Source organism: Glutamicibacter sp. (assembly GCF_032154645.1).
In the GTDB taxonomy this organism is placed as follows: Bacteria; Actinomycetota; Actinomycetes; order Actinomycetales; family Micrococcaceae; genus Glutamicibacter.
Window position 1 is genome coordinate 54,479 of sequence record NZ_JALDXV010000005.1, and the last position, 17,213, is coordinate 71,691.

Consider the following 17,213-nt stretch of genomic DNA (forward strand, 5'->3'; position numbering starts at 1 on the left):
GGCTGCTTGATCGCGGGAGAACACTGGACTCATGAGCACGCACCACGCGGCGGGCCTGCGCCCCGCCATCATCACCCTGCAGCAGCACCTTGCCGCCGGCAAATTCCTGGGCGACGACGCCGTCCCCACGGGGGCCGACCTGCGCGCGCTCTTCACCGACGCCCTGCAGCTGGTGGCAGGGCTGCGGCTGAACCTCAGCACCACCGACGACCCGCGTTTGGCGCTCCTGCTGGCCTCCGCCGCCCAAGAATTGTCACATGAGGCGACCCGCATGGAACTGACTGCCGCCGACCGCGCCTGCGCCACGGCGGCGCATTCCTTGGCCCAGGAAGAGCTGGAGTCGCTACGCTGCTCGCCCGCCGACACCAGCGTCGAGCCTGCTCGCGCCCGCGGACGCAACAGCTATAAAAACCCCGCCGAACTGCTCGCGGCATGGACCGGCAACAGCTACGGCATGATGCACCGGGCGGTGCTGGACGCCCAGGACCTGATCGGCCGTCGCTCCCCCTCCGGCGCCCCGCTGCCCGCCCGCTTCACCCATCTCGCAGCAAAGTTCGCAGACCCCGAGGTCAACCCTGCCACCGTCAGGCTGATCAGCGCCAAGCTGGCCAAGGCCGAGCCCAAGGACCGGACATTTGACGGCATACGCACCGAACCAACCCTGCGCCATGCCGACGGCAAGACGGTGGAAGAGCACGCGGCGCGGGCGCTGGAAGAAGAGTTCACCCAGGCGGCCGCGCTGAAGGCGGTAGGCAACCTGATCACGGAGGCCACCACCGGGAACGACCGGGGCGACCCACCGCCGCGCATCCGCCGCGGCCTGTTCCCGTTGCCGATCACCAGCCCCTATGAGCGCCGCTACCTGCTCTGCGTGTCCACTCTGGAGGGCGAACTGATCGACTCATTTCGCGCCCATGCCAGCAACCCGCGCACCCAGGCCGGCCAGGCTGCGCGCAAAAATCCCGACTCCGCCCGGCCCGCTGCCGGCGGCTCCCCGGATCAACCTTCCTCGGATGCTCCGGGCGACGTGCTCGGCAACTCGATCCTCGACCTGCTGCCCGAGGGGCAGAACACCCGCTGGGAGGACGACGAGCAGTTCGTCGACGAGGCCGCACCGGTCGAACGCGCCGTCAATGCCCTGCTTGACCTGCTGCAATTCGAGTACTTCGACGACTGCAGCTACTCAGATACCGACGGGGCCGCCCCATCGGGTCAAGACCCGCTCTTCGGCTGGCAAGATCCCGCACACAAGCCCGATGGGCCTCCCGCGCCGCCTGCCGGTCCACCTGCCGATCCGGGAAGGCACCGGCGCCGACTGCGTCCGCAATTAATCGTGCATCTGATGGTCGAGGACCTGCGGAATATCGCCTCGTCCCGCGCCGAAACCCAGAACGGCACCGTGCTTGCGCCGTCAGCCCTGCGCCGCATGCTCTGCGATGCTGACGTGATCCCGGCGGTCTTCAACTCCAAGGGGTCGCTGCTCGACTATGGCCGGGCGGTGCGGCTGGTGCCCGAGGCGCTCCAAAAGGCGGTGCTTGCACGGGACAGGTACTGCATCGTTCCCGGCTGCACCGCCCCGGTGGAGCAGCTGCAATTCCACCACATCAAGCCCTTCAGCCACGGCGGGAAAACCTGCGCACAGAACACCGTGCCCGGCTGCGGCACCCACCATATGGAGATGGACCTGGGCTTGATTCAGGTCCAGTGGGAACAGGGCCTGCCCTGGGTACTGCTCCCCAAGGACCGCGACCCGCAGCAGCTGCTGCGCCGCAACTACTGCCCTGACGGAATCCCCAAGCAGCTCAAACCGCGCAAGCAACGCTGAGTACCGGCACGCCAAAGGGGCCGTCTGCCACAACAGACGGCCCCCTCGCAGTGATCCTCAGCGGTTGAGCAATACCGCTTGGAACAACTCCGGCTCGCGCTTCTCAAACCACTTGCCGCCCAGCACGATGCCGGAGATCAACAGTCCGACGCCCAGCACGATCCCGACGCCCAGGGCGATAAGGCCCAGGGTCAACGAGTGCAGGCCAAGAGAGAAGCCGAAGGGCACCGCCACGGGGATCAGCAGCACCGTCATCACGCCCATGGTGCCCAACTGGGTCAGCGCCATGCGCAGGCCATTGCCCGGTGGCGTCTTCATCGGATTCTCCCCCGGCAGCGCCACCGCGTAGGTGTAGCGTGCCGAAGCCACCGATGAGACGCCCAGCGCCACCAGGAAGGCAGCCAGCGACAGCCCGAGGTCGCCGGGCAGCCGCCACAGCTGGTCGGAGAGCACCGCGGGCAGGATCGCTGCCAGCAGCAGCGGAATGATGCCGACGATAAAGCAGGCGGCCACGCGACCAGCCCGGTCGACGAACCCCGACACCCCTGTCAGCACGTGCAGTGCGAAGGCGGTGTTGTCATAGGAGACGTCGGCGGAAATGGAGAACCCGAGCAGGATGCCGAACAGCGGGCCCAAAAAGTACATCATGGTGTAGCTGCCCGACTGATTTCCGGCGAACCAGAAGATCAGCGGCAGCATCGGCACCATCAAAATGCTGATCGCATAGCGCGGGTCTTTGAACCAGTAGGTCAGGGCGCGGGCGGCGACGGCGCCCACCGGCGTGGCGGGAAGCATCTTGAAAAACCCGAGCCCGCGGGCAGTCGCAGCGCGCTGCTGTGGCGGCGGAGCCACGGTCGCCGCCCCGGTGGCGCGCACCAGCAGCAGGTACAGCCCACCCAGGTACACCACACCGAGCACTGCGCTGATGCCAAGCTGAAGCATGTCGCCCGCGGCCAGCGCCCCGGGCAGGGCTCCGAAGGCGCCGAGCGGGGTGTACGCGAGCACCGCGGAGATGGGGTTGATCCAGTCGCCGATGGACTCGGCCGCGGCGAAGACCGAGCTGAGCAGCGGGCCCAGCGAGACCAGCAGCAAAAACAGCAGGCCAAAGGTCAGTTCGCGGAAGCGTCGCTTGGCACGCAGCGCGGTGGCCATGATCGTCAGGTACTGGCACAGCAGCACCGCCGTGACGGCGGTGGCAAGGTTTGCCAGCAGCGCCAGCAGCAGCACGCCGGGCTGCAGCCGCCACATTCCGGCAGATGCGAGCAGTCCCAAGATGGTCAGCAGCGCCGGCACGGAGATGAATCCCGCGAGCACCAGCGCCGGTCCCAGCACCTTGGAGTCGATGCCGAAGTGGACAAAGCGGGAGGGTTCAAGTGTCAGGTCCACCCCGGTGAGCAGCGGCGGAATCAACGCCCAGCCCAGCACCACCACGGAGCCGATCAGGATCGACAGCTGCCCCGGGAACGGGTTCTGCTCGGCGGTGAACCAGCAGGCCAGGGCGAGCATGAGAATCATGCCCAGCGCGTAGAGCCCGCCGATGACCACGCCGATCAGCTGGCCTACGGAACGTTTGAACCCGTTGCGCAGCAGCAGCAGCTTCAGGCTTAAGATGTGTGCAACCATGACAGCCCCTCGTTGGTTCCGCGCCCGCCGACCAGGTCGACAAAGCGCTCCTCCAGGCTCTGGCCGGCGCGGACCTCGTCCACGGTGCCTTGGGCCTTGAGCATGCCATCGGCGATGACCGCCACATGCGTGCACATGCGCTGGACCAGGTCCATCACGTGGGAGGAGACGATGACCGTCCCGCCGAAGCTGACGTAGTCGTTGAGGATGTCGCGGATGTTCGCCGCGGAGACCGGGTCCACCGCTTCGAAGGGCTCGTCGAGCACCAGCAGCTTGGGCGAATGGATCATGGCGGTGGCCAGCGAAATCTTCTTGGTCATGCCTGCGGAGTAGTCCACGACGAGCTTGTCCCCGTCGTCCGTCAGGTCCATCACGCGCAGCAGGTCCTCGGTGCGCTGCAGCACCTGATCGCGGTCCATGCCGCGCAGCAGCCCCGAATAGGTAACCAGCTGGCGTCCGGTGAGCCTGTCGAATTGGCGCACCCCGTCGGCCAGCACGCCCAGGGTGTGCTTGGCGGCGCGCGGGTCGCTCCAAATGTCGATGCCGTTGACCACGGCGCTGCCGGCGTCCGGACGCAGCAGGCCGGTGGCCATGGACAGCATCGTCGTCTTGCCGGCGCCGTTGGGGCCCACCAGCCCGTAGAAGGAGCCGGCCGGAACCTGCAGGCTGACGTTGTTTACTGCTACCTTGGCGCCAAACTGCTTGGCCAGGGCGCGAATATCAAGCGCGATCGGATTCATACCTAGAGATTAGCAACCGCCCAAATCAGCAGGCATCATCCTTTGGAGTTAATCCTTAAACGCAACACGGCGCCGGTGCTCCCATGGGAATACCGGCGCCGTGCTGCGTACCTGTTGCCAGCCCTGCTTAGAACAGGACGCGGGCCAGCTTCTGCCGCGAGGCTGCCACGCGCGGGTCGTTGTTGCCGATCACCGCGTAGAGCTCAATCAACCGGCGGCGCACCCGCTCGCGGTCGTCGTCGGCCAGGCGCGAGATCAGCGAGACCAAACGGGAGAACGCATCCTCCACGTGGCCGCCGACGACGTCGAGGTCTGCCACGTCCAACTGCGCCGCGAGGTTCTGAGGATCTGCTGCGGCAGCCGCGCGCGCCTGGTTCAAATCCAGGTTCTGGGTGCGTGAGAGCAGGCGAACCTGGTACAGCCCCACCTGTGCCTCGTGGTCGTTGGGCTTCTCGTTCAGCGCCTCAAGGTAGGCTGCCTCCGCGGCGGCGAAGTCGCCCTCGTCGATCGCGTCCACCGCCTTCTGGTGCAGCGGCGGCAGGGCAGGCTGCTCCTGCGCCTCGCCGGAGAATGGCGGAACCGTGCCGGCAAGCCCCTGCTGCACCGCAAGCTGCTGCAGCTGACCAAAGACCTGTTCGATCTGTTCGGCCGCCGCCGGGCCCTGGAACAGCGGCACCGGCTGGCCATTGACCAGCGCTACCACCAGGGGGATCTGCTGCGCCTGGAAGGCCTGGGCAATCTGCGGGTAGGCCTCGGCGTCGACCAGTCCCAGCACCAGCGAACCGGCGCGGGCGTCGACGAGCTGGCGCAGCGCCGCGTCGAGATCCACGGACACCTGCACACGCGGGGAACCGAGCGAAACAATGGCCGGAACACGCTGTGAGAGCGCGACGAACTGCTGGAAGGAGCCCTCGTCGAGCTGCATGGTCCAGCTGGCCGAGGCGGGGGCGCTCGCATCGGTGGCCTGCAGCTGGTGGGACGACAGCGAACTGAGGTCCACCGCGCCGCGGGATGATGGGATGGTCGGTTCTTCACTCATGTTGCTACTTCACTTCCTTGGCGTCCAGCAGTACCACCTCAGCGGCGATCAACTGCATCTTCTCATCCGAACCGTCGGCAGGCACGTAGATCATGACGGGTTCCGCGTAGGTGATTTCCACGTCGCCGGTGGAGCTCGACTTGCCCAGCAGCTTCTGGGTCAGATCATCGGTTCCCTTGAGCGGATCTGCATCCTTGGTGCGCTCGAAGACTACCTTCTGGGTCAGCTTGCCGGTGACGATCGCGCCGCCATCCGGGGTGGAAATCGCCTTGGTGTCGTTGTTGTTGACGGTGCGGGTGTACTTGACCTTCGCCTCGTTCGCTTCCTTGGACTCGGACTTCTGATCCGCGTGGATCGCCTTGATGAACTCCGAATCGGCGAACTTGTCCTTGTTCTTGGACTTTTCGTTGGTCAGCACGTCGGCCATCGTTACCAGGGCCTCGGTGGGGGTCTGCTGCAGGCCCTCGGCATCCGCGTCGAGCTGCTTGATTGATGGATCTCCCACGGCGATGCCCGGGAAGCTGGCGCCGGGCAGCATCTGCTCTGCGAAAACGACCTTGTAATTGTCGCGGGCGCTGTCCTGCTGCAGGGTCATCGCGATCGGCAGGGTGTCTGCGTCGGAATCCTTGGCGGTCACGACGCTGATCACGCGCGGGAACTTCGCCTCGGAGTCGTTCGGCACTGCCGCGGAGCGCAGCACCGAGGTGTTCAGGGTCAGCGGCTTGTTGACCTTGACGTCGTCCTTCAGGATGTCATAGCGGCTGGACCGGATGTACTTGAAGGCTCCTTCGGCACGCGAGTCGAGATCCGTGGCGTTCTGCGACTCGTCGGCCTTGCCGATCTGCTTCTGCACGTCGGCAAGGATACGAGAAAGCTGCTCCTCGGTCAGGTACGGGAACTCTGCGGGAGCCTGCTTTTCGTCGGCCGACGGTGAGTCGCTGGCGGCTGTTTCGCTGGCCGCGGTTTCACTGGGGCTGGCGCTGGCGTCGTCCTTTGGCGCCATCGGCACCGCAACGCCCGACACCGCGAGGGCGACCACCGCAGCGGCGGCAATGGAGTGCTGGGTGTTCGACTTCGACGCCGGGGCGCCGGGGCTTGCCTTGCCGGTGCGCATCACCAGCAGCGCCAGGCCGAAGACCAGCAGCAGGGCTCCGACGATGATCAGTGGCAGCGCCAGCGGCATGGCTGCATTATTTGCATAGGTGACCGAGATATTGGTCGGTGCGGCGGCCTTGCCGTCGGCGGCCAGCAGCAGCGACCAGTCGCCGGCGTCCGGTGAGGTCCAGCGGTAGGTCATGGTGCCATCGGCGGTCTGCGAATCGTAGAAGATGTCAGCGCCCTGGGGATTCGGCACGTCCTTCTTTCCGTCCACGAAGCTCGCCTGCATCTGGTGGTTCTCGGTGTCGATGCCGGTCACCGATACGTGGGCGGCGTCGTCCACCCAGGCATCGACATCGGTGCTGCGGCCCAGGGATGCGGTGAATTCTCCGTCGCCGGAGATCACCAGCTCGACCGGGGCCAGGTTTTCCGAGTTCACGCTTGATTCGATCAAGGTCAACGGGGCTGATCCGTCAAGTTGCGGCATGGTAGCGGTGACCGTTTCGGGCGGGGCCCAAAAGGTCTTCTGTCCGATGCCGACCACCAGGGCCACAGCCCCGAGCAGCATCGCGATCACGGAGATTACTTTTCGCACGATTTCACCTATTTACCTACGTCTCACAGCTGTACTATCCCCAGTCTAACGAGTGTGCCCCGCGCATGGTTCCTTAATGCACCTGTGAACTGACTCATTTCAGGCAGGTCTGCGGTGTCTTTGAGCACACTCCCAGCACCATCGCGGGTATGCTCGGTGCCATGCACTCAGATCAGCCCCGCGACCGGCAGGAACCCGGCTCGACCGGCGGGCAGCCTCAACGCCCGACGCCGCACCACGGTATCGTGCACGATGCGTCCACCGATGCTGAGCTGCAGCACAGCGGCCCCATCGAGGAAGCTACCAAGCCCGAGGTCGGGGCGCCCGTCAACGCGGCAAATACACAGGATGCCCCGGCCGCGGACAGCGCACCGGCAGATCCTGCGGCGCGCAGGCCCGGCCGGTTCACGCGGCGGCTGAACAGCCTGTTCAGCCCGCCACGGCGCAGCAATGCGCTGGGCGATGAACCCGCCGAAGTTTCGGGCCAGGCACCGGAGCCCATCGCGGCACTGCATCCGATCTCCATGGGCTTCCTTGGAACCATCGGCGTCGGTCTGGCCCTGGGCGGGTTCTACGTCTTGACGAACGTCGGCTCCCTGATGACCTGGATCGCCATCGCGCTGTTCATCGCGCTCGGGCTGGATCCGATCGTGCGCTGGATGGTCTCCAGGGGGCTGAGCCGGCCGCTGGCTGTCACCGCCACCATGGTCGGCATCCTCGCGATCTTCGGCGGGTTCATGGCGCTGATCATTCCGACGCTGGTCACGCAGATCACGAACTTCATCACCTATGCGCCGAACTACGTCAACGACTTTTTGGGCAGCGAATGGCTGGTCCAGATCGACCGGCAATACGCCCTCACCCAGCGCATCAACGACGAGGTGAACCGCTTCTTCGGCGATTCGGGCGCGATCACCAACGTGTTCGGCGGCGTGCTGGGCGTGTCGCAGACCGTCGCACAATCGATGTTCGGCATTTTGATCGTGCTGGTGCTGGCGATCTACTTCCTGGCCTCGCTGCCGACGATCATGGGCTTCGGGCTGCGGCTCGCCCCGCGCTCCAAGCGTGAACGCGTCGGTGAATTGGCCACCCGCATCACCCGCTCGGTGGGCAACTACGTCATGGGGCAGGCCACCGTCGCCTTCCTGAACTGCCTGGTGGCGCTGATCCTGATGTCGATCCTGAAGGTGCCATTCGCGGCGCTGCTGACCCTCGTCGTAGCCCTGCTCGCCTTCATCCCGCTGGTGGGCGGGGTCATCGCCGGCCTGCTGGTGACGGCCGTGAGTCTTTCGCTGGGGTGGCAGAGCGCGTTGATCTACGCGTTGTGCTATTTCGGCTACCTGCAGGTGGAGGCGTACTTCGTGTCCCCGCGCATCATGCGGCGCGCCGTGGCGGTGCCCGGTGCGGTGGCGGTGATCTCGGTGATCGCCGGCGGCGCCTTGGCTGGGGTGACCGGCGCACTGATGGCCATCCCCGTGGCGGCCAGCGGCATGATCCTGCTGCGCGAGGTGTTCATCGCCCGCCAGGACCGGCTCTAGCGGCCGAGGTCTAGTACCTGTAGGAGCGGGTTTCCCAGCAGCGCGGATGCCAGTGCCTGCGCGCCGCGGCGGAGGCGTCGTCCCCCGACCAATGATCGGCGCGCCAGGCGACGATGTGCGCCACGCCGACGGTGATGTTCCGGTGGCAGCCCGGGCAGGTGTAGATTTTCTGCGCGTTCATCGCAGACACCTTGCGCACGTGCCACTGCCCGTCCGGGGCGTCCTGCAGCACTTCCACGCCATAGCGGGCGCGCTGCATCCACACTTCCTGCTCCCCCGCCTGCGCCTCGAAGTCCTCGGTCGAGTAGCTGCGCGATGATCCATGGGATTTGGAGTTGCGGCGGGGGCGGTTTGAACGGGGCATGTCATTAATCATGCCGTATCGCCCGGCCGCAGGGACAACCAGCTAGTAAAGTGGGTCGGGTGCGTTTAGTGGTTGCAAAGTGTTCAGTAGATTACGAGGGCCGGCTTCGGGCCCACCTTCCGTTGGCTACCCGCCTGATCATGGTCAAGGCCGACGGCTCGGTGCTCATCCATTCCGACGGCGGCAGCTACAAGCCGCTGAACTGGATGAACCCGCCGTTATCCCTGCAGGAGGTGGCTCCCGACGACGACGCGGCGGCCCTGGGCGCCACCAGCACCTGGACAGTGTCCAGCGCGAAGACCGATGACAAGCTGACCATCAATTTCCACAGCATCGAACATGACTCGGCCCATGACCTGGGCACCGACCCGGGGTTGATCAAGGACGGCGTGGAGGCCGACCTGCAGCGCCTGCTGGCCGAGCAGATCGAACTGCTGGGCAGCGGGCACAAGCTCATCCGCCGCGAATACATGACGGCCATCGGGCCGGTGGACATCCTTGCCCGCGACGGTTCGGGCGCCACGGTCGCGGTGGAGCTCAAGCGCCGCGGCGACATCGACGGCGTGGAACAGCTGACCCGCTACCTGGAGCTGCTCAACCGCGACCCGCTGCTGCGCCCGGTCTCCGGCGTGTTCGCAGCCCAGCAGATCAAGCCGCAGGCGCGCACCCTGGCCGAGGACCGCGGCATCCGCTGCCTCACCTTGGATTACGACGCAATGCGCGGAGTCGATGACTCGGCGGGCCGACTCTTCTAAGCTGTAGTCATGACTGCTACGCGCTTAGTAATGTTCGCCACCCTGGTCTCCGATGGGCTCAAGCTCACCGATGGCGCTTTGGCCATCGACGGCGACCGCATCCGCTTCGCCGGCAACAAGGACGACTTCCTGCTGCTCGATGATGCCGAGGAATTTGTAGAGCACCCGGTGCCTCAGGGCGCCATCCTCACCCCGGGGTTGATCGACATCCACTGCCATGGCGCGGTGGGCGCCGATTTCGCCGCCCCGGAGCACCAGAGCGTGGGCGAAGCTCTGCGCTTCCTGCACCGCGCCGGCACCACCACGCTGCTGGCCTCGCTGGTCACCGCCGAACGCGGATCGATGATCGAGGCAGCCGAGATCCTAGCGGAATTTGCGGAGGCTGGACAGATCGCCGGCATCCACGCGGAGGGGCCGTTCCTCTCCCAGGACCGCTGCGGGGCCCAGGATCCGCGCTTCCTCTCCGACCCGCAGCCAGAGTTCGTCGACGAGCTCATGGCCGCCAGCCGCGGCCAGCTGCGCACCATGACCTATGCCCCCGAACTTGCCGGCACCGAGGAGCTGATCAGCCAGCTGGTCGCCTACGGCATAGTCCCTTCGCTGGGCCACTCCAACGCTTCCTATCAGGTCGCCGCCGATTCCCTGCGCTTTGCCCGGGAGCAGCTGCGCAGCGCCGGCGTCGACGGCTTCACCGAAAAGCCCACCGTCACCCACCTGTTCAATGGGATGCCTTCGCTGCATCACCGCGAACCGGGCCCGGTGGGTGCCTCCTTGGAGCTGGCCCGCCAGGATGATGCGCTGCTTGAGCTCATCGCCGATGGGGTGCACCTTTCCCCCGAGACCATTCGACTGGTCTTCAACATTGCCCGCGCCCGCGGGGTCATTCTTGTCAGCGACTCCATGGCCGCGACGGGTCTGGCCGACGGACAGTACTCGCTGGGACCGCAGGAGGTCGTCGTCGCCCAGGGACAGGCGCGGCTTGCCAAGGACAATTCGCTGGCGGGCGGCACTTCGACGCTGCTGGATATCGTCCGCACCGTCGTCGCCAGCGGGGTGCCGCTGGTGCAGGCGATCTACGCTGCCACCGTCAACCCCGCCTCGTTGATCGGGTTGGCCGACGAGGTAGGCTCGCTGCACTATGGGTTCGCCGCCGACGTGCTGGTCCTCGATCAGGACTTGAACCTCGTGCAAACCTTCCGCAAGGGCGAGCTGCTCTAGAATATTGCGCGTCGGCGCACAAAAAATCCCGCTTCGTCCTCCGTACTCGGAGGATGAAGCGGGATTTTGAGGTTTCAGCGGCTAGATTTGCCAGGAGCCGGCGATCGGGCCGGCCTCCAACCACGAAGAGAACCCGGTGTAGTCCCGGTAGTCCATGGCCAGCAGCAGCGGCTGCTCGGCCCGGACAAGTTCTACGATGATGAACCCCGGGGGGATCATCTGTGCCTCGTGGTCGTCTGGTTGCCGCCGCCCGGAGATATCCAGCCCGCGGCGTTCAATCACGAAACTTGGGATGGGCGAGACAGAGAAAAACCGCAACAGGTCTACATGTCCTCCGCCGTAGCGGCCGATGACCATCATCCACTTGCCCTTGGGCGTGAGAATGCTGGCGTCGAAGGTGCCCAGCGTGCGCCGCAATTGAATGTGGCGCACGGCCATGGCGCCAAAGAACATCACGATGCAGGCAAGAACCAGCAGCGCTATGAGAACTGGTGCGGTTATCTCAATCAATTCATCGCCTACGCTGCGTTTTCGAGCACAGCGTTGTCGGCGACGATGACCACGCGGTCAGAATCAACGGAGAGGAAGCCCCCGTCGATCTGGACCGTGAAGCGGGATCCGGAAACCGGTTCGATTTCCAGATCGCCTGCGGCTAGCACAGCCAGGGTCGGAACGTGACCGGGCAGAACACCGATCTCGCCGTTGACCGTGCGAGCCTTGATCAGCTTCTTCGCAGCGCCGGACCACACGAAGTGGTCGGCGGCTACGATTTCAATCTGAAGTTCGGCCATCGTTACTTGCTGGCCTTCTGGATTTCAGCCCACTGACGCTCTACGTCGTCCAAACCACCGACGTTGAAGAACGCCTGCTCTGCAATGTGGTCCAGGTCGCCATCGCAAATGGCCTTGAAGCCTTCGATGGTGTCCTTGATGGAAACGGTCGAACCCTCGACACCGGTGAACTGCTTTGCAGTGTAGGTGTTCTGGGACAGGAACTGCTGGATGCGGCGTGCACGTGCCACGACGATCTTGTCCTCTTCGCCCAGCTCGTCGATGCCGAGGATGGCGATGATGTCCTGAAGTTCCTTGTTCTTCTGCAGGATGCCCTTGACGCGGATAGCCACGTCGTAGTGGTCCTGACCGATGTACTGCGGATCCAGGATGCGCGAGGTCGAGGTCAGCGGGTCGATTGCCGGGTACAGACCACGCGACGCGATTTCACGCGACAGTTCGGTGGTTGCATCCAGGTGGGCGAAGGTCGCTGCCGGAGCCGGGTCGGTGTAGTCATCCGCAGGCACGTAAACTGCCTGCATCGAGGTGATCGAACGGCCCTTGGTCGAGGTGATGCGTTCCTGAAGCAGGCCCATCTCATCGGCAAGGTTCGGCTGGTAGCCCACGGCGGAAGGCATGCGGCCCAGAAGGGTCGACACCTCGGAACCGGCCTGGGTGAAGCGGAAGATGTTGTCGATGAACAGCAGCACGTCCTGGTTCTGCACATCGCGGAAGTACTCCGCCATGGTCAGAGCGGACAGTGCCACGCGCAGACGGGTTCCAGGTGGCTCATCCATCTGGCCGAACACCAAGGCGGTGTCCTTCAGAACGTTGGCTTCGTCCATTTCGACCCAGAGGTCGTTACCTTCACGGGTGCGCTCGCCAACACCGGCGAATACCGAGGTACCACCGAAGTTGCGTGCCACACGGGTGATCATTTCCTGGATCAGCACGGTCTTACCCACGCCTGCGCCGCCGAACAGACCAATCTTGCCGCCCTTGATGTAAGGGGTCAGAAGGTCGATGGACTTGATGCCGGTTTCCAGCATCTCGGTCGAGCCCTCAAGGTCTGCGAACTTCGGTGGCTGGCGGTGGATCGGCCAGCGCTCGGTGACCTGGATCTCCGAGTTGTCAACGTCCAGGGCGTCGCCCAGCACGTTGAAGATGTGGCCCTTGACACCGTCGCCCACAGGGACGGAGATGGCAGCGCCGGTATCGGTCACCTGGGTGCCGCGAACCAGGCCGTCGGTGGCCTGAAGGGACACGGCGCGGACCAGGTTGTCACCGAGGTGCTGGCTGGTCTCGAAGGTGATCTTCTTGGTTTCACCGTTGAGGGTCAGCTCAGCGGTGAGTGCGTTGTAGATTGCAGGCATTGCATCGGCAGGGAACTCGACGTCCACGACCGGGCCAATCACGCGGGCAATACGACCGGTGGCCCCTGCGGTAACCTGCTCGTTGAGTTGGGCAGTCATCTTTCTCACTTCTTGTCTGGTAGGAAGGCTTCGGTCTTAGTCGTTCAGCGCGTCTGCGCCGGCGACGATTTCCGAAAGCTCCTGGGTGATTTCAGCCTGACGGGCGTTGTTACGAAGTCGCGTGTACTTCTTGATCAATTCGCCGGCGTTGTCGCCTGCAGCCTTCATCGCGCGCTGACGTGCAGCGAGCTCCGAAGCCGCAGCCTGCAGCTGGGCGTTGAACAGACGCGAATCGATGTAACGCGGCAGCAGTGCATCCAGCACTTCCTCCGGCGACGGCTCGAATTCGTACAGTGGCAACAGTTCGTCGGTTGGAGTCTCGGTCTCTTCCTCGACAACCTCCAACGGCAACAGACGGATAACCGTCGGTTCCTGCGTGACCATCGACTTGAACTGGGTGTATACGACGTGGATCTCGTCCACGCCACCCTGCTCGTAATCGGTAGCGAAGTCCTCTAGGAGGATTTCGCGCAGCTCGCGTGCGGTTTCAAAATGCGGGGAATCGGTGTTCCCGGTCCACACTCGGGCGTACTCGCGCGAACGGAAGTCGAAGTAAGCCTGAGCCTTGCGGCCGACCAAGTAGGTCTTGACTTCCTTGCCTTCTTCACGCAGGAGTTCCACGAGGTGCTCTGCCTGCTTCAGAACGCTGGCGGAGTAGGACCCGGCAAGTCCTCGGTCCGAGGTCATCACCAGCACTGCCGCGCGACGGACATTGTCCGACTCGGTGGTCAGCGGGTGTTCAACATCGGCTTGGGACGCGACGGCGGTAACTGCACGGGTGATCGCATTGGCGTACGGCAGCGAAGCCGCGACACGGGTACGTGCCTTGCCGATGCGGGATGCAGCGATCAGTTCCATCGCCTTGAAGATCTTGCGCATCGACGAGGTCGAGGCAATCTTCTGGCGGTAGACCCGAATCTGGGCTCCCATGTGTGTCCTTTCCTTATTCCCAACGTTTGGGGTGCGGCGCCATCGCTGACGCCGTACCCCTAAACGTTATGGAAATTGTCAGCGCTTCTGCTTGACGATCTGTTCCTGGTCAACGGACTCGGCATCCAGAGCTGAGTGCTCTTCGTGGCCGGCTGCAACCAGCTGGTCGTCGCCCTGGCCGAAGAAGCCAGCCTTGAAGTCGGCGACGCCGGCCTTCAGTGCTTCAACGGTCTCGTCCTCCAGCTTGCCGGTCTGAGCCAGAACGGTCAGAACCTCGGTGCGGTGACGCAGGTAGTCGATGAACTCGCGCTCGAAGCGCAGTACGTCTTCCACAGGAACATCGTCCAGGTAGCCGTTGGTACCGGCCCACACGGAAACAACCTGATCCTCGACGGCGTACGGCTGGTACTGGCCCTGCTTGAGCAGTTCCATCAGACGTGCACCACGGGTCAGCTGCTGCTTGGAAGCGGCATCCAGGTCCGAAGCGAACATGGCGAAAGCCTGCATGTCTCGGTACTGAGCCAATTCAAGCTTTAGGGTACCGGAGACCTTCTTCATTGCCTTGACCTGAGCGGCGCCACCCACGCGGGAAACGGAGACACCCACGTCGACGGCTGGACGCTGGTTGGCGTTGAACAGGTCCGACTGCAGGAAGATCTGGCCGTCGGTGATGGAGATGACGTTGGTCGGAATGAAGGCCGAAACGTCGTTTGCCTTGGTTTCGATGATCGGCAGACCGGTCATCGAACCTGCACCGAGCTCGTCCGAAACCTTTGCACAACGCTCAAGCAGACGGGAGTGCAGGTAGAAGACGTCACCTGGGTATGCTTCGCGTCCTGGCGGACGGCGCAGCAGCAGCGACACGGCGCGGTAGGCTTCAGCCTGCTTGGACAGGTCATCAAACACGATCAGAACGTGCTTGCCGCCGTACATCCAGTGCTGGCCAATGGCCGAACCTGCGTATGGTGCCAGGTACTTGAAGCCTGCTGGGTCGGATGCTGGTGATGCCACGATGGTGGTGTACTCCAGTGCGCCCTGCTCTTCAAGGGTCTGACGAACAGCTGCGATGGTCGATGCCTTCTGACCAACTGCTACGTAGATGCAGCGAACCTGCTTGGTCTGGTCGCCGGTGGCCCAGTTGTCGCGCTGGTTCAAGATGGCGTCGACGGCAATTGCGGTCTTACCGGTCTGGCGGTCGCCAATGATCAGCTGACGCTGGCCACGGCCGATCGGGATCATGGCGTCGATTGCCTTGATGCCGGTCTGAAGTGGTTCGTGAACCGACTTGCGCTCGGTTACGCCTGGTGCCTGAAGTTCGAGGGCGCGGCGGCCTTCGGCTTCGATTGGGCCCAGGTTGTCCAGTGGCTCACCCAGTGGGTCGACCACGCGGCCGAGGAAGGCGTCGCCGACTGGAACCGAGAGGATCTCGCCGGTGCGCTCTACCTTCTGGCCTTCTTCGATGCCGGTGAAGTCGCCGAGCACAACGACACCGATTTCACGGGTGTCGAGGTTCTGGGCCAGGCCCAGGGTGCCGTCTTCGAACTTCAGCAGCTCGTTAGCCATGACGGAAGGAAGGCCTTCCACCTTTGCGATGCCGTCGCTCGCGGTGATAACGCGACCCACTTCGGTACGCGATGCCTTGCCCGGTTCGTAGGATGATGCGAACTCGTTTAGGGCATTACGGACGTCGTCAGCGTTGATGGTCAAATCGGCCATCTGCAGTCCCTGCTCTCCTAAATTGTGATCCACCGGTAATTGCGATGAATCGATGTGAATGAAGTCTGTGGTGGTCCTGACGGGCCAGGACTTGTCCCTTCGAGCCTCACGGCCTGAAAAGAAAGTCCTAGCCAGCCAGGGCGCGGCGCAACTCGGCCACACGAGATGCCACGGAAGCGTCGACAACTTCGTCGCCAACCTTCACGACCAGGCCACCGACCAGCGATGGATCGGTGGTGGCGTTGAGCTTCAGCTTGCGATCGTAGATCTTGTTCAAGCTGGTCTCAAGACGCGATAGCTGTGCCTGCGAAAGCTGGACAGTGCTGGTCACCGAGGCGATCCAGCGCTGCTGGCGCTTGGCTACCAGTTCAACGAAGCGCTCAACCAGGGTTACCGGCTTCAACCCGCGGGGGGCGGAAACTGCCTGGGAAATCAACGCCTGCGAGGCCTTCGACGCGTTGGGCACGAGCTTGAGCGCCAGAGCGCTCTTTGCCTCGGCTGGGGCCTGCGCATCATCCAACGCACGCTGCAGTTCGTGGTTTGAACGAACTACATCGATGAAGGAGAACAGATCCTGCTCCAGCTTGGCCAGCCCCGAAGGCCCGTCCTGCTGCTCGGCCACTGCGGTCACCGCAGTGACACCCAGCGTTTCGAGCGCATCGCTAATGTCGCGTTCCGAGCTCCAGCGGGTGGAAGCCAGCTGGGCGACGATGGCCTCGGTGTCTGCCGAAACCTTTCCACGCAACAGCTGTGCCAACAGGCTTGCCTTTTCGGCGGCTTCACGGGCTGGGTCAGTCAATGCTCGGCGAAGACCGGCATTTGCATCCAGTACTTCCAGGACCGCGAACAGTTCCTTCGGCAGCTCAATTGATGCCTGTGCCAGCTTGGGTTCAGCGAACTCCAAAGCCTTTGCCAATGACTCGCTCGATACACTTGCCATTAGTTCGATGCACCTGCGTTCTGCTGAGCTTCCAAATCGTTCAGGAACTGATCAACCACGCGCTGTGCACGGGCATCGTCCTTCAGAGCTTCGTCAACAATCTTGCTTGCAAGCTCGGTGGCCAAGGTGCCCACGTCGGTGCGAAGCGAAGACAGAGCGGCGGTGCGCTCGGCCTCGATCTGACGCTGAGCCTGCTCGGTGATACGAGTAGCCTCATCAGTTGCCTTGGTCTTCAGATCTGCAAGGATCTGAGCACCTTCGCTACGAGCATCCTCGCGGATGCGGTTTGCCTCGGTGCGGGCTTCCAGAAGCTGGGCCTTGTACTGTGCCAAGGTCTCCTCTGCTTCCTTCTGCGCAGCCTCGGCCTTTTCCAAGCCACCTTCGATCGCGGTGACGCGATCTTCGTAGGACTGCTCAAACTTCGGAGCAATAACCTTCACGACGATGAACAAAAGGACCGCGAAACCAACGCCCGTGACGAGAATTTCCCACGGGTTTGGCAACAGCGGGTTTGCCGATTCGCTCGCAGCGAGGATGAAGTCAGTGCTGTTCATTCTCACTTTTCCTTATCTACTAGTTTTCGCTTGTGT

16 protein-coding genes are annotated in these 17,213 nt (G+C 63.8%); 4 read left to right on the forward strand and 12 right to left on the reverse strand.

The features are described from left to right. The first annotated feature begins 31 nt into the window (after positions 1-31). Complete coding sequence (locus RUH64_RS06235) at positions 32-1,825, forward strand: HNH endonuclease signature motif containing protein (RefSeq protein ID WP_313812163.1); 1,794 nt, start codon at positions 32-34, stop codon at positions 1,823-1,825. A gap of 57 nt (positions 1,826-1,882) precedes the next feature. Here RUH64_RS06235 and RUH64_RS06240 read toward each other — a convergent pair whose 3' ends face one another. The 4 genes from RUH64_RS06240 to RUH64_RS06255 all read right to left on the reverse strand — a co-directional run bounded on the left by RUH64_RS06240 (position 1,883) and on the right by RUH64_RS06255 (position 6,920). Then, positions 1,883-3,448 (reverse strand): transporter, encoded by a 1,566-nt coding sequence (locus RUH64_RS06240; protein ID WP_313812164.1) that lies wholly within the window; start codon positions 3,446-3,448, stop codon positions 1,883-1,885. Further along, the gene (locus RUH64_RS06245) at positions 3,430-4,188 is read right to left on the reverse strand and encodes an ABC transporter ATP-binding protein (protein WP_313812165.1); all 759 of its coding nucleotides are present in this window, start codon (positions 4,186-4,188) and stop codon (positions 3,430-3,432) included. The genes RUH64_RS06240 and RUH64_RS06245 overlap by 19 nt, the downstream gene beginning before the upstream one ends. Before the next feature lie 127 nt (positions 4,189-4,315). Then, positions 4,316-5,227, reverse strand: a complete 912-nt coding sequence (locus RUH64_RS06250; protein ID WP_313812166.1) for a tetratricopeptide repeat protein — start codon at positions 5,225-5,227, stop codon at positions 4,316-4,318. Positions 5,228-5,231: 4 nt separating this feature from the next. Continuing rightward, the gene (locus tag RUH64_RS06255; protein WP_313812167.1) at positions 5,232-6,920 is read right to left on the reverse strand and encodes a hypothetical protein; all 1,689 of its coding nucleotides are present in this window, start codon (positions 6,918-6,920) and stop codon (positions 5,232-5,234) included. Positions 6,921-7,165: 245 nt separating this feature from the next. Here RUH64_RS06255 and RUH64_RS06260 point away from each other — a divergent pair, with 245 nt between their 5' ends. Further along, on the forward strand, positions 7,166-8,458 hold the full coding sequence (locus RUH64_RS06260; protein ID WP_313812169.1) for an AI-2E family transporter: 1,293 nt from the start codon (positions 7,166-7,168) through the stop codon (positions 8,456-8,458). A 10-nt stretch (positions 8,459-8,468) separates the two neighbouring features. Here RUH64_RS06260 and RUH64_RS06265 read toward each other — a convergent pair whose 3' ends face one another. Further along, on the reverse strand, positions 8,469-8,822 hold the full coding sequence (locus RUH64_RS06265; protein ID WP_313812171.1) for a hypothetical protein: 354 nt from the start codon (positions 8,820-8,822) through the stop codon (positions 8,469-8,471). A gap of 59 nt (positions 8,823-8,881) precedes the next feature. Here RUH64_RS06265 and nucS point away from each other — a divergent pair, with 59 nt between their 5' ends. Both nucS and nagA read left to right on the forward strand, forming a co-directional pair. After that, on the forward strand, positions 8,882-9,577 hold the full coding sequence (nucS, locus tag RUH64_RS06270) for an endonuclease NucS (RefSeq protein ID WP_313812172.1): 696 nt from the start codon (positions 8,882-8,884) through the stop codon (positions 9,575-9,577). A gap of 9 nt (positions 9,578-9,586) precedes the next feature. Next, positions 9,587-10,795: an N-acetylglucosamine-6-phosphate deacetylase gene (gene nagA, locus RUH64_RS06275; RefSeq protein ID WP_313812174.1), complete on the forward strand. Its 1,209-nt coding sequence runs from the start codon at positions 9,587-9,589 to the stop codon at positions 10,793-10,795. Between the two features lie 81 nt (positions 10,796-10,876). On the opposite strand, the gene RUH64_RS06280 is transcribed toward nagA, so the two are convergent. The 7 genes from RUH64_RS06280 to RUH64_RS06310 form a co-directional block, all read right to left on the reverse strand. After that, positions 10,877-11,305 carry a DUF2550 domain-containing protein gene (locus tag RUH64_RS06280; protein ID WP_313812176.1) on the reverse strand — a complete coding sequence of 143 codons (429 nt, stop codon included), beginning with the start codon at positions 11,303-11,305 and terminating at the stop codon, positions 10,877-10,879. Between the two features lie 8 nt (positions 11,306-11,313). Beyond that, positions 11,314-11,586, reverse strand: a complete 273-nt coding sequence (locus RUH64_RS06285; RefSeq protein ID WP_313812177.1) for a F0F1 ATP synthase subunit epsilon — start codon at positions 11,584-11,586, stop codon at positions 11,314-11,316. A gap of 2 nt (positions 11,587-11,588) precedes the next feature. Further along, a complete protein-coding gene (gene atpD / locus RUH64_RS06290) occupies positions 11,589-13,037 on the reverse strand; it encodes a F0F1 ATP synthase subunit beta (RefSeq protein WP_313812178.1) in 1,449 nt (482 codons plus the stop codon). Positions 13,038-13,073: 36 nt separating this feature from the next. Further along, entirely contained in the window at positions 13,074-13,967 is an 894-nt protein-coding gene (locus RUH64_RS06295; RefSeq protein ID WP_313812179.1) for a F0F1 ATP synthase subunit gamma, read from the reverse strand. 78 nt (positions 13,968-14,045) lie between these two features. Continuing rightward, a complete protein-coding gene (atpA, locus tag RUH64_RS06300; protein ID WP_313812180.1) occupies positions 14,046-15,683 on the reverse strand; it encodes a F0F1 ATP synthase subunit alpha in 1,638 nt (545 codons plus the stop codon). A gap of 127 nt (positions 15,684-15,810) precedes the next feature. After that, on the reverse strand, positions 15,811-16,623 hold the full coding sequence (locus tag RUH64_RS06305; RefSeq protein WP_313812182.1) for a F0F1 ATP synthase subunit delta: 813 nt from the start codon (positions 16,621-16,623) through the stop codon (positions 15,811-15,813). Next, positions 16,623-17,177, reverse strand: coding sequence for a F0F1 ATP synthase subunit B (locus RUH64_RS06310; protein WP_313812183.1), 555 nt, complete (start codon positions 17,175-17,177; stop codon positions 16,623-16,625). The genes RUH64_RS06305 and RUH64_RS06310 overlap by 1 nt, the downstream gene beginning before the upstream one ends. Positions 17,178-17,213 lie beyond the last annotated feature (36 nt).